Origin of the sequence: Janthinobacterium sp. UMAB-56, assembly GCF_900095265.1 — a bacterium.
Classification (GTDB): Bacteria; Pseudomonadota; Gammaproteobacteria; order Burkholderiales; family Burkholderiaceae_D; genus Janthinobacterium.
Genome location: NZ_LT607665.1, coordinates 101,033 through 114,885 on the forward strand (window position 1 = coordinate 101,033; position 13,853 = coordinate 114,885).

General features: G+C 68.6%; 2 protein-coding genes and 1 pseudogene. All 3 read right to left on the bottom strand.

The window, feature by feature from the left end:
* Positions 1-2: 2 nt before the first annotated feature.
* Positions 3-10,631 carry a filamentous haemagglutinin family protein gene (locus K0F85_RS22345; protein ID WP_374198777.1) on the bottom strand — a complete coding sequence of 3,543 codons (10,629 nt, stop codon included), beginning with the start codon at positions 10,629-10,631 and terminating at the stop codon, positions 3-5.
* Positions 10,632-10,669: 38 nt separating this feature from the next.
* On the bottom strand, positions 10,670-10,792 hold the full coding sequence (locus K0F85_RS29230; RefSeq protein ID WP_374198779.1) for a CGNR zinc finger domain-containing protein: 123 nt from the start codon (positions 10,790-10,792) through the stop codon (positions 10,670-10,672).
* A 1,651-nt stretch (positions 10,793-12,443) separates the two neighbouring features.
* A pseudogene (locus K0F85_RS29235) lies at positions 12,444-13,679 on the bottom strand (filamentous hemagglutinin N-terminal domain-containing protein); the annotation flags it as partial.
* Between the last annotated feature and the right edge of the window lie 174 nt (positions 13,680-13,853).

A 13,853-nucleotide genomic window follows, 5' to 3' on the forward strand; every position in this document is an offset into this window, starting at 1 on the left:
ACTCACGGTTGCATGCCGCGCCGCTCGTTCGGCGTGAGCGCCTGCAACTGCGGCGCCGTCAAGGGCCCCGCACCCAGCACTTGCACCACGCCGGCCGGCTGGTAGCTGGACGCCTGCGGTTCGCCGCCCTTGTGATTGCCGACACCGCCCTCGTCCGCCTGCTCGTTGCCAAAGCCCAGCACTTTCACCGTGAACAGCGATGGCAGCGCCTGGCGCGTGGCGGCCCGTTCGCGCTGCAGCACGTCCTGCGCCGCCGTCACGGCTTGCGTCGCGGCCGCGCTGGCATTGCTGAGCGCAGCCACGTTCACCGCAGCGGTGGCCGGCATGCCCGTCGACTTGCCCTGCACCTGGATGTTTTCCGCATTCACCACTTGCAGCGCTGCCAGGTTGACGTTGCCCGAGACGCGGATGCCCGCCTCGCCCGCGTCGATGGTGCCCAGCGGGGCGATCAGGTCGATGTCGCCAGGCGGCACCTCGGGGATCGGATTCAGGGTGGCGATGCCGGCGCCCGTGTTCGGCGTGGTCGGCGACAGGGTGACCTGGCCGATATCGTCATAGACGCGACGCTGCGGCGTAAACACCACGGTGGACTTGGAGCCGCGGCCCGCATTGATGTCGCCCTGCGCCGACCAGGCCAGGATATTGCCGCCGAAGGTGGTGAAGATGCGGCTCTGACCCAGCAGAATGCTGTCCCTGGCGTATATCTGGATTTCACCGGCACCCTGCGTCAGCACGCCCGAGCCTTCGCCCGGCACAAAGCCGCCATCGACGCCCACCAGGGTGCGCCCGCCCGGCGTCAGGATGTCGATGTTGCCGCCGAAGTCGGTGTGGATGCCTGCATCGACCTGGTCGAACACCGGCAAGTGGTTGTTGCCCGACAGTGCATATTGCTGGCGGGTCAGGTAGTTGACGCCCTTGCGCGGCCGCTTGGTACTGGTGCTCTCGGCGCCGTCCGCATAGTAGGTGGCGCCACTGAACATGGTCAGGTCGCCCGCATAGGTCACGGGTTTGCCCTGCGCATCCTTGCTCGGGAACAGCGTGGCGATGGCTTCACGGCCGCGCAGGTAGCTGCCTTCGCGCACGCCGCCGGCAGCCGTGTACTCGCGCCCGCCAGCTTTGAGTTCGGCGAAATAGACGTTGCGCAGGAAGACACGCTGCTGCTCGGCCGGCAAGGCCGCGAAAAACTTGCGCGCGTCCATGCTGCCGGCATCGAAGGTCAGCCCGGCGCCATTGCGCTGTCCGGCGCCGTAGCGGGTTTCCAGCCAGTTGACCAGGTGCAGTTGGCTCGACAGGCCGTATTCGCGCTGCAGATCGCGCCTGGCGCCGCCGCTGCTGGCCTGGAGAGTCTTGTCGAGCTCGCTTTGACGCGCGGCCAGGAAGGCGGGCGCGCCCGCCGCGTCGCCGCTGTAGCCAAATTGCGTGCGCAACCAGTCGGCCAGGCCCAGGCGGCCGCCATACACGGCCACCGCCTTGCCGGGCTGGTCGGCCAGCGACTTGCCCGGCTCGATCAGGTTGGCAGCGTCGAGATAGCGCGCGGCAAAGGCGTCGTAGTTGGGGCCATGCGCCCCGACCCCGGCCGCCACCGCGATGCTGGCGCCGCTGCTGCGGTCGCCAGACGTGCTATTCGTCACCGCACCGATACTCTTCAGCTCGGCCTTGTCGGCCATGTCAATATCGCGCCCGGCCGTCACTTCCAGCGTGCCAGGACCGCCCACGTAGAAGGTGCCGTAGCGAATGTCGCGGCCGGCACGCACGACCGACACCTCGTCCGGATTGTTGTGCAGCACCAGATTACCGCGCGCCGAACCTGCCCGGATTTCCGTCGGCCGCAGCGGCAGCGAAGGATTCGCATACGCTATCTCCGAAGTCCAGCCCAGCATTCCTTCCGGCGTCGCTTCGACCAGCCCCAGCGCCGTGCCGGAGTTGACGATGTCGCGTCCGGCACGGATATCGACCGGACCGGCGCCCTCGTACCAGGTGCTGTGGCTGGCCGCGTTGCCGCCGCCGCGCGTGATGATGGAGCCGGTGCGCAGCCCGACGATGTCGCCCGCCAGCGCGTAATAGCGCGCCGGCAACTGATCCTGCACCGCGTAGCCCGAGGCGGTGGGCGGCGTCAGCGTGAACAGCGGATAGCGCTGCGGTAGAGCGCCGGCTTCGCGCGACGCGAACAGCACGCTGGGTGCCTGTGCCAACTGGTTGACGTTATGCGTGTACATGTCGCCATAGGCGGTAGTGCCGGAGACGCCCGCGAAGCCCGGATTGAAAGGGTTGGGCAGCGCGGTCGGATCGGCGCCCGACGCCGTCACCGAATAGCCGCCGGCGTAGATCGAATCGGCGGCCAGCAGTTCAAGTTGCCCCGGCGTGCGGCGGGTGAAATGCACATCGACCGGCGATGGCGCCAGCAGCAGGCCGGTGGCCGGCCGCGCCAGCGTACCGGTGTCAGTATCCCTCGCCCCTTGGGCGGAGTTGCCGACATACAGGCTGCCGCTGGCGGCCACCGCGCGCAATTGCGACGGCATCACGAAACGCCCGCCGCTGGAAGCCTGGTTGCCGCTGGCGCGGTCGTCGCTCCAGGCCGTGGACGGCGTCAGGTTGCCGCCTGCGCTGAACAGGTCGATAGCGGTCGACGGCGTCCACAGCGAGAACCAGCTGTAGCCTTCGCCGTCTTGCGCCACGCCCTTCGCGGTGAACGGCGTGCCATTGTTGATCTGGGTGACGCGGCCGGCGTCGCCCACGCCGCCCAGCACCAGGTCGCCGCGCGCATCGATGCGCACGCCGGAGTCGCCCGGCACCACCACCGGGCCGCCGCCCGCGATGGACGAGGTGGAGGTGTAGACCTGATAGGCGCGCGACTCCTGCGTATCGCCCTTGTCGAAGCGCAGTTCGATGCCGCCCACCGCGCCCGCCTCCATGCGCAAGGCGCCGCGCAGGTTGACGAAAGTGCTATTGAGGTCGCCACGCGTGCCGGCGAAACGGGTATCGGGCGTGATCTCGCCGATCGTCTCGGCAAAGGAGCGCACTTCGGCCACCGGATTGAGGCCGCCGCCAATACGCACGTCAAGGTCGCCGCCGCCGGTCAGCGTGAGCGCGGAACCGTCGGCCGATACCCGGCCGGTGCTGGCCACCGCCAGGTTCAGGCCCTGGCTGCGCATGACGAATTTGGCGGCTTGGTCGGTACGCGGCGACAGCATGCCGGCGGCCTTGCCTGCCTCGAGCACGAGGTTGCCGCCGCCCAGCGTAGCGATGCCGGTGAAGCCGGTCATCACGGGCAGGGTCTCGTACAGGTAGTTCGCGCCGAGACCGCCAGCGACGTAACTGCCAAAGTTGATCCACCAGGCGGTGGGCACGCCATCGCCCTGGGCGACCGCGCTGCCGGTGCCCTGGCGCCACAGCCAGGTGCCGACGGCGCTGCTGTCCTGCTGCGGACGCAGGTAGCCCAGGTCGTCGGGGCGACGCTCGGTGCCGTAGCCGGCACCCACGAGGTCGCCGGTGACGTCGCCCTGCGCACGCACCAGCACGTTGCCGCCATGCTCGGGATACCAGGCCTGGTACAGGCTTTGCGCGCCACCGTCGACGTAAGGCTTGAAGGCGTCGCCATCGGGGCCGAGAATGGAACCGTTGCGATCCGCCGCGCGCGGCAGCCGGTAAGCCGCCGCCACATTGGCCGCCTGGGTACCGGCCGTATACACGCCATACGGCGAACTCTGGTTGAAGTTGCCGCCGGCCAGGAGGTCCAGGTCGCCCGTGCCGGTACGCAGTACGCTGAACAGCTGTTGCCGCGCAGGCAAGGGCACCATCGGGAAACTGCCGCCTTCGGGCAGCCAGGTCACCAGGTCACCCACGCCCAGGTTGTTGTATTCCAGCACGGCCTCGACGCCACCGTAATCGTCGACATTAATCAAGGTGCCCGGCTCAATGCCGAAATACAGAGACGAGTCGCCCATCCAGTATAAATTGCCCGCCACGCCCTCAATCGGCGGCACCGCCACTTTCGGCAGGCTGAGGCCGAGTGCCGCGCCGTAGTGGTGGTCGGTCAGCAGCAGACTGCGGTTGTCGCCCATGGGGCGCAGCGCACGGCTATCGGCCGCCTGCATATCGGCACCGGCCACCAGGCGCATCGACCACGACTGCGAACCGCTGGCCAGCATCGGCGCCAGCGCCCAGTTGCGGCCCTGGTTGCCGTCGGCATCGGCCGGACGCAGGGCCACCGAGTCGGCGCCGCCAGGCAGTCGCACCCAGGTTTCGCTCGGCACCAGCGCGCCTTTGCGCAGCGTCAGTTCGCCGGCCAGCACCACGCCATTGGCGGGCGTATCAGGCAAGCCGTCGCCATCGTAGTCGGGGCTCGGCGTATCCCTTACCGCGCCCACCGGGTACGGCAGCGGCACGCCGCCAGGCCAGGTCATGGCCGCCACGGACATCCCCACGGGCAGGCGGGTGCCGGCATCGAGCCGCGTGCCGCTGCCCAGCGTGACAGCCTTCGCCAGCACGGTGCCGGCCGCATACACGATATCGCCGGCGGCATTGCGCACGGCGCCGCCCAGCACCGTACCGGCCGGCAATTCCACCTCGGCCGTCAAGGTGGCTTGCGACGGCAGCGCCGTGCCGGCCCGCAAGCTCATGGCTTTCATCGGCAGGTCGTAGTTCAAGGTGCGGCCGGACTGGAAGAAGGTGTCGTCGGCCAGCGTGACCAGTTGGCCATGCGGCACGATGACGTCGGCGCCGAACGGCACCCGGCCCCTGGCCAGCATCCAGCCCTTCTCGTCCGGCGTGACCGGCAAGGCCTTGCCATCGAAGCCGTCATTGATGCTGCCGAAGACGTTCAGGTTGCCGCCGGCGCGCAGCACCAGCGCGCCCGCTTCGCCGGAGCCGGCCACGCCGGTCTTCTGCGTGTGCGCATTGACGCTGGCGTAGCGGTAGCCCGACAGGTCGATGTCGCCATCGACGTGCAGGTCGCCGTCCGGCGTGGCGCTGAGGATGGCCACGCCAGGACGCAGGTGGAAGGCATCCTTGTAGTTGCGCAAGCCGGACAGGCGGCCATGCATCAGCCCATCGTTGGCCAGGGCGCCCGTCATGAAAGCCACGCTATCGTCATGCTTGCGATCCAGGTAGGCCTGGTCGATGACCTGGTAAGGGCGACCGTCGGCCGTCGTTTCCGTGCCCGGGCGGGCATCCGCATACGACCAGAAACCGTTGACCGTGATGGCGTGGGCGCCGTCGATGGCCAGCGGACCGGCCGCATCGATGGCGACGTCGTTGCCAGTGGCGCCACCGAGGCGCCGGGCGCTCAGCTCCAGCGTGCCCAGCGAAGCGATGCGGTCGGCCTTGCCGGCAGTGCCGGCGCGCAAATCCATGCGCGCGCCGGTATCGAGCACCAGCCGGCCGCTGCCGGCATCGATGTCGATCACGGCGCGGTTGGGCGCCTCGATCACCTGGCCGTAGCTGTCGACCCGCAGCACGCTGCCATGGGCGTCGAGCAGCGCGCTGCCGGCCACGCTGACGCCGTCGCGCGCTGCCAGGCGGATGCTGCCCACCTGCTCGCCACTGGCGTCGACTGTGCCGTTGACGGCCAAACGGCCGCCATCCACCGATACCGTGATTTCACGCGCCTTCAATTCATTCTCCAGCACCAGGTCGCCCTGCTTGAGCTGGAAGCTGCGGCTGCCGAACACGCCGCCCTTGCTCAGGCGCTGGTTCAGTCCCTTGAAATCGGCGATATGCTGGCCGCGCACGTCGAGGCCGCCCGCCGCGAACGGCACGTCGGTGCCGCCCGCGTCGTAGTGGCCGCTGCTGCCGCCGGCGATGCTGCCTAGCAGCGCCACGCTGCCCGCCTGCGCGTCCAGCGCGGTGGCGGTGAGCTTGCCGGCGCGGTTGGAGACGGCCGAGAAATCGATGGTGGAAGCGGCCGCCTGGCGCACGTCGCCGTGGCGGCTGTCGAGCACCACGTCGCCGCCCCAGCTGTACTTGGCCACGCCATTGAAATCGATCTTGCGGCCGGCCAGGTCCAGCCGGGCACTGTCGCCCAGTACCACGTCTTGCTCGGCGGACACGCTGAGTTTGCCGCTTGGCAACAGCACGCTCGTGTCGAGCGTCACGCTGCGCCCGTCCAGCGCCACTTCGGCGCCCAGTGCGCCGGCCAATGTGGCCGCGCCCGGGGCCGTTGCGGCCGCGCCCGATGGCTTCGCGACATGGATATCGCCGCCCGCCTTGATCTTGTTGACGGAGCCGGCGGCGCCGGTGAGCAGCGCCGTGTTCAGCGCCAGGTTGCCGCCGCTGCGCAGATAGCCCTTGCTGGCCGTATCCCAGCCGCTTTGCGACTGGTACACCGACAACGATCCCGTGTGGTTGGCGGTGATGCGCTCGCTGGCGTTGATGGTGACATCGGCAAAGCCGAGGATCAGGCGGTCCATGCTGTGGATGGTGTCGGGCCGGCTGTTCGGGCCATAGCCGAACTCGACCTGGCGGGCATCGACCAGCAAGCGCCCGCTGCCGCTGCCCGCGCCGCCGGCGGAGACCAGGCCGGGCGCGGTCATGGCGCCGTTCCACACCAGCACATCGGTCTTGATGCGCGCCACGGCGTCGCTGCCGCCCGCGCCGTAGATCGCCGGGGTGCCGATCACCAGCCGTTCCAGCGACGATTTTCCCGTGCTCGCGTTGATGGTCGACAATTCGACGTTGTCGTAGAAATTGATGGCGTCGCGCGCCGTCAGCGCCAGGCTTTCCAGCGCCGGCGCACCCACGCCGGCGTCGCCGCGCAACAGGCGGTCGAGGATGTCCTGGTTCAGGGTCAGTCCGGCCGGCAGCGCATCGCGCGCGGCCATGGCGGCCAGCGACGCTGCGCTGCCCACATTGATGCCGCCCACGGCCAGCACCAGGTTGCGGGTGCCGTAGGTGGTGGCGTCGCGCAGGTTGAAGCTCTGGTCGGTGGCGGCGGCGATGCTGCCTTCCGAATACAGCGGCGTACTGCCGCTGCACACGGCGCCCGCCGCGCAGGCGCCGATATCGATGCGGCCCGGTCCGGATCGCGGATCGGTGCTCACGCCCGGCGCCAGCATGTCCAGCCGGCCATTCGATACGGCCAGCACGCTCGACGTGCCCGGCGCATACACGTAGCCGTTGCTCGAATCCCAGGCGGCGGCGCCACGGCCCAGAGTATTGATGCCACCACCCTGCTCGATGACGATGCCGCCTGCCTTGCTATTGGTCACCAGGAACACTTCGCCAGCCTTGAGTACGGCGCCGTCGCGCACCACGATGTTGTCGACGCCGCCCTGGAACTGGGCGATATTGGCTTGCTGGTTGCCGTTGCTGCTGTAGTTGACGGTGGGTAAGCCGCCGATGCCCAGGCGCGGGGCGCCGATGGCGTTCAGGGCGTCGCCCCGCACCGCGATACCTTTGAAGTCGACGGTGGGCGCGGCGCCGCCGCCTATGATTTCGTAGTTCTTGCCGAAGCCGCCCAGCAGCAGCGCGCTGCCGCCGAAACCGTCCTTGCCTGGCGTGTAGTTGGTCGTGCCGGCAAAGCGCAGCGCATCGTCGGTGCTGGCCTTGGTCTGCACCAGTTCGATGTGCAGCGCCTTGGCGTCGCGTTCGAGCAGCGGCCGCGGCACGCCGTCGCGCACCGCCTGCGCCAGCGCGAATGCGCCGTAGCTCATTTCATTGTATTGCGAATAGCTGCGCAGCACGTCGGCCGACGTCAGCACCGCCTGCGATGGCAGCGCCGTGCGCCGGTCGGTATTGCTGGTGCCCAACTGCACGGCGGTAGCAAACGAGCCGTTGCGCATGGCCGTGGCCGACCCGACGGGCAAACCACCGGCGGCCAGGCCGTTCAGCTCCACCCGGAACGCGCCGGGCAGCAGCGCAAAGCTCGACGGCAGCAAGGTATAGGTACCGGCAGCCAGGCCGGGCACGCCTGCGCCGATGGTGATCTGGCGCCCCAGCGCCGGATCGCCGGCGCCATTCTCGGCCACGATGGGCGCATAGCCCGCCTGCGCGCCAGGAACGATGGCGTAGACGGGATTGGTGGCCAGGCCGGGCAGCACGAAGCCGCCTTTGCCGGACGTCTGCACCAGCGGGTTGAGGCGGGCGTCGGTCGAGCCGCCGCGTCCGGCCAGGAAGGCCGCGCCGGTCAGGGTGCCGCCGCCTGACAGGTCGACCACGGCGCCAGCGCGCACATCGATATGTTCGCCGGTGAGCACGACGGCCGGGTCATTGCCCACGCCCTTGTATGCGACGTCGACGCCATCCATCATATAGCTCAGGCCATCGAGCGAGCCGCCGTACGGCATCACCAGGCCGCTGGCGCTGACCGATGTCACGCTGCCAGGCAGCAGATTGGTGTGGCCCGTCACCGCGCCATTCGTATTCTGGCCCAGCGTGATTTTGCCCAGCGGCGCGCGCACCACGCCGCCCTGGTTCACCGTGGCGGCACTCAGCTCCAGCGAGCCGAACACCGAGTAGGGCAGGGCCGGCAACGGCGCTGCAGGGTCGCCGCTGCGCTCGATGATCAGCTTGCGGGCGGGATCGAACTCGGTGGAGAGCAGCCCGAATTCGTTGATTACGTTGCGTTTGCCCACTTCCACCTTGCCGGTAGCACCGCTCACCGGATAGATTTGCGCGCCCGCCAGGGTCAGGTTGCCCGGCGTGTACAGCGCGGCAGCCGTACGCATGCGAATGTCGCCGCTTGAGCGCAGCGCCAGCTCGCCAAAGGCGTCGCGCTTGACCACCAGGTCGTCGGCCGCGTTGTGCGCGATCACGCCGTTGCTGCCCACATTAACGGCGTTGGCGAGGTCGATCAGCGCGGCATTCAGCGTCAGGCTGGCGTGGTCGTCCACGTTGGGTACGCCCAGTTTGCCGGCGCCGAGGCCGCCGTTGCCGGAGCCGCGCACCGGGTTGGGCATCAGGTGGTCGTCGCTCTGGGAACGGCTGGTGCCGGCCAGGCGGATGTAGGGCGCCGCAAGCTTGACTTGCGCGGTGCTAGCGGCGTCGGCATGCTCGGCCAGGGCCAATGCGCTGGCGGTCAGGCGCAGACTTTGCCCCAACGACAGGTCGAGGTTGCCATCAAAACTGAGCAAGCCATTCGACAGCAGGGCCAGGTGGTCGAAGCCGCCGGCGGCCACGCGGTCCGCACCCAGCCGGGCCACGCCGTAGCGCAGCGCCGGATCGCTGTCGCCCGCCTGCAGGTCGGTGGCCAGACCGCTGTCGCCCTGGAGGCGCGACAGCACCAGCTCGCGCGGCACGCGCACCGCGTCTTCCACGCCCAGGCCCTTCAAGTCAAGCTTGCCGACAATGCCGTAGTTCGGGGTTTCAAGGTTGAGCGCCAGCGTGCCGCCGGCCGCGCCGGCGCCACCGGCTGCCGCATGCAGGCTGCCGTCGAGCAACAAGCTGCGGAAAGAGCTCAAAGCAATGGTGCCGCCGTCACCGGCCACCTGCACGCTGCCCTGGCCAGGCAGGTCGAGCACGGCGACGGCGCCCGACGCTTCCAGGCGCGCGCCGGGGCGCACGATGACGAAGGCGTCGGCCGCCTCCACCTGGGTGGCGTCAAGATTGTGCCTGGCGCCGATCTCGATGGTGCCGCCAGCGCCCACATGGCCATACACGCCGCCCTGGGCGTCGGTGGCAGTGGCCGCGCGTCCGGCCACGTCGAGTACCGCGCGCTCGCCGATCCAGATCGACTGGGCATTGGCGCTGCCGTCTGGACGGTTGATCGCGCTACCGGTGACGAGCGTGCCCGGCAATACGGAAATACGGCCGCCGGCCGCGCTCAGCGTGCCTTCCACGGTGATCTGGCCGTTGCCAGTCAGGCTGATGCTCTTGCCGTCATCCACGCGCAGCGTGGCGCCCTGGTCCACCACCAGCGGCGCCTTGGCGTTGCGGGTGCCGGCCGACAACGCGATATCGGCGCCGGCCCGTTGCTTGAGCACGCCTTTCACGGCATTTTCCTGCCACAGCGGCGCGAGCCACGGTTGCAGGACGGCGGCTGGATCGACGCCGGTAGGCAATTGGCCCGCCAGCGCCAGGTCGGCCCGCAGCAAGGGCATGCTGACGTCGATGGTGGCGTCCTGCGCCACTTGCACGCCTTGCTGGCCATTGATGTTGTAGTGCGCAAAGCCGCGCTGGAACAGGTCATTGTCCAGCACCAGCAGCGGCTTGACCGCCAGGTCCTTCGGCGCACGGTTGCCGGCCAGCAAGCGATCGCCCGCCTGCAAGGTCACATCAAACGCGAACGCCGTACCGGCGGCCACCCTGGCGTTGAAAGCGGGCACCGGCATGCCGTTCGGGAAGGCGTCGGCCGGCACCAGGTAACCGGAACCGAGCTTGCCGCGCACGCCCGTGAGCGTGACGCCGGCCGGCACGGTCATGCCGCTGGTGTAGATGATGCCATTGCTGCCGGTGACGAAGATGAATTCATAGCTGATCGAGGCGGGCGGCACCACCCAGGCGGCCGGCAGGGTGTAGGGGCGCGCCGCGCTAAAGTCCGGCAAGTCCAGCAGCGGCTGGCCGGGATGAACCTTCGTGCTGATATAGCTGAAGTCGGTATCGAGCACGGTGCCGGCCTTGATGGTGAAGGCTGCTGCCAAGGTCAGGTGCACGGGTACGGACTGGCCTGCAGGCAACACACCATTGCCGGCCAGCATGCCGCCGCCCAGCACCACGCCCGTACCGCTGTCGATGGTCAGCGTGCCGCCGCCGTTGACGCCGTAGCCGCGCAGTTCGCCATCGAGCACCAGCGTCTCCGACTTGACGCCGTTGAGATCGTTCTGATTCGCGCGCAAGCTGATGTCGCCGCCGCGCCCACCCTTCAGCTTGCCGTCGGCCAGCACAGCCGCGCCCGAGGACGTGTCGATCGCGCTACCGGCCGCCAGGTTGACGGTACCGCTGCTGACCAGCGCCACCGCGCCGCCGTTGACATACGGCAGGCCGGAGATGTTGCCCGGATCCAGCTTGAGCTGGCTCCACAGGCCGCGCGTGTCGAGCGTCACGCCGGCTGTCACATCGATGCCCACCTTGGCTCCGGGTGCTGGCGTGGCGACCGTTGCATCGAGCCAGCCGTTCGTGCCGGTGGCCGGCTTGCTGACGATGTCGCCCAGCGCAATGCTGCCGCCGCGCGCCGTCAGCCCGGCGTTGACCTTGACCTGGGGCGCATGCAACGCGATTTCGCCGCCAGGCGTGACCTGCACTGCGGCATCGACCTCGATGGCGCTGCCGGCGTAGGCCTTGATGCCGCCCAGGTTTTGCGCGTTGAGCCAGCCGGCGTCCAGGTAGGTCTTGCCGACCAGATTCTCGGGCAGCGCGTCTTCGCGCAGGAGATTGCCGGCGCTGGCGCCGCCGGTGCCGATATGGATGGCCTGCAGCAGCGCCGCCGGATTGTCGCGCAGCTGCGCGCTGGCGGCGTCGTACACGGGCGCCAGCTGGCCCAGCACCAGCTGGCCGTTGCGGGCGGCGGCCAGTTGCGACTGACGATAACTGTCGAGGCTGGCATCGCGCGCGTCCTGCTGGCGCTCGCCCTGGAACACGCTCGATTCGATCGCGCCTTCGAGCACGGCGGATGTGGTTCCCACCACCACGCGGCCAGCGTCGCGGCCCACGGTATAGCCGTTTTCCAGCCGTTGCTGGGCGCCGATCAGGGGATTGGCGAAATTTTCCGTTACTTCTGCGCCCCAGCGCTGGTGGTGCGCGGCATAGCCTTGGTAGACGCCGGTATACAGCATGTCGCCGGGCGCCGTCGACAGCCTGTAGAGCTGCCCATCCTTGCCGCTGAGCCAGCTCTGGCGAATCATGCCTGTCTGGACATCAAAAGTTCCGCCGGATACGTTGAGCAGGGAGCCGGCCTGGGTCACCAGCTCGCCGCCCTGGAAGGCCACCGTGCCGCCCTGCGCCGCCCATTCGCCGATGCCATGGCCACTGGTGTTGAGATAGCCGCTCACTTCGAGCAAGCCGCCGCCCGTGTACCAGCGGTCGGTCGGATAGCCGTTCGTTCCGGCCGCCACCCGTACCAGGTCGCGCCGGTCGACCCACAGGTCAGTGCTGTTGAGCGCCTTGCTGTCGCGGTTGCCAGGCGCGTCGCGCTGCTCGTTGCCCTGCGCATTGATCAGCACGTTATTTGACGCCATCGCCACGTTGACGCCCACGGCGCCGGAGACGTCAATGCTGGCGCCGCGCGCCACTTGCGTGCGGCGCGCGGCCAGCGCATTGACCTGGCCGCCGGTGGCCAGGGTCAGCGAACCGCTGTCGAAGGCGATATCGCCGCCGGAGGCAATCTGGATCAGCGACAGGTCGCGGCGATTGTAGGCGCCGTCGCTCGGCAACGCCGAATCCTTGATGAGCGCGTCGCGCTGCACGTCCAGCGCGGTGGCGCCGCTGTCGTCGAGCAACACCGTAGTGAGGCTGTCCGGGGCCAGGGTCACCAGGCCTGCGCTGCCGTCGGCCTTCAGGTGCACGGTGCCGCGTGTCGTCACGCTGGTGCTGCTCAGCAGCACGCCAGCCTGCTTCACGTCGCGGCCCGTCAGGGTGACGTCGCCGGTGAGCGCCTGCACCAGGCCGGCATTCGTCACCTTGCCTGCGCCGCTTTGCGCGTTGAACTTGACGTCGACCTCGTTGCCACGGGTGCTCGAGGTCTGGTTGGCGTCCGTGCCCAGTCCCTTGCGGATGACGAAGCTGTCGCCGGCGGCCAGCGTGACCTGGCCGTTTGGCGCCGACAGGCTGCCGCCGTTATGCACTTCACGTCCGGCCAGCAGCACGTAGCCGCCGCCTTCCGTCACCGTCTGCGGCTTGCGCGTGCTGATCTGCGCGCCCGCCTGCACCACCACGTCGGCCGTGGCGTTGGCGTGCGTGGCTACGGCGCCGTTGAGCAGCAGGTCGTTGGCCAGCGTGGGCTTGAAGCCCGAGCCCAGCGTTTCGCTGTAGATGCCTTTGCGGAATTGACTGTCGCTCATACCCACGGCGGCGGCCACCAGGCTGCGCGTGTCGACCTGGCTGCTGCCGGAGAACACGATGCCGTTGCGGTTGACCAGCATCACCGTGCCGTCAGCCTTGATCTGGCCGCGCACCTGGCTGGGGCGGGCCAGCGGATCGTTGACGCGGTTGAGTACGGACCAGTTCGCCAACTGGTCGAATTGCAGGGTGGTATTCTGGCCGATATTAAACGTTTCCCAGTTGAGGATCGCCTTGTCGGCCGTCTGCTTGACGGTCACCACGGTCTTGCCGTCAGCCTGCGCCTGTGTGGGGCCATTCGCGTTGAACCAGCCTGCCGTCAGGCTGTTGCTGTCGACCTTCAAACCGCCTTCGGCCAAGCCTTCCGGCACCTTCGAGCCGGCGGCAATGGCCGCCTGGCGCGCCGCCTGCTGGGCCGCCTGCTGCACGGCGATGGCACGCGCCGCCAGTTGCAGATTGTTCAGCGAACTTTGCAGCTGTGCATTGGCTTTTTGCTGCTGCGCCTGCTTATTGTCCATCCCGATGATAGCCTGGCCATTCGGCAAGCGTCCCGTGGCGGCAGCCGTGCCCTGCTGCGCGCCCTTGCCGGCAAACCAGGCGCCGCTGAACGGCTGCTGCGCCTGCGCGCCGCCCGCCTGCAGCAGCATGGCGATGGCCAGCGCCAGCGGTTTCAATCGCACCGGGCGCCGGGCCTGACTGTCCGCCATGGCGGAGGAGGATGCGTGTTTCGTGACCGACTTGCTTCGCTGCATGGCGACATTCCCTTTTCATGTTCCGTTGCTGACCGATATCGCGAGGCGGCGCGCGGCACGCACAGGGCGGGCGGCAGGCACTGATTCGCGGCTTCCAGCAGCATTGACAGGGAATAAGGTCCGGGACTGCAAAAGGTCATGAAAATGTCATAATTGGCGACATGCTATCGACGT

Excerpts from the sequence above, each read along its gene's own strand:
- K0F85_RS22345 (WP_374198777.1), bottom strand. The coding sequence starts at position 10,631 with ATGCTGGCCGGCAATGGTGTGTTGCCTGCAGGCCAGTCCGTACCCGTG.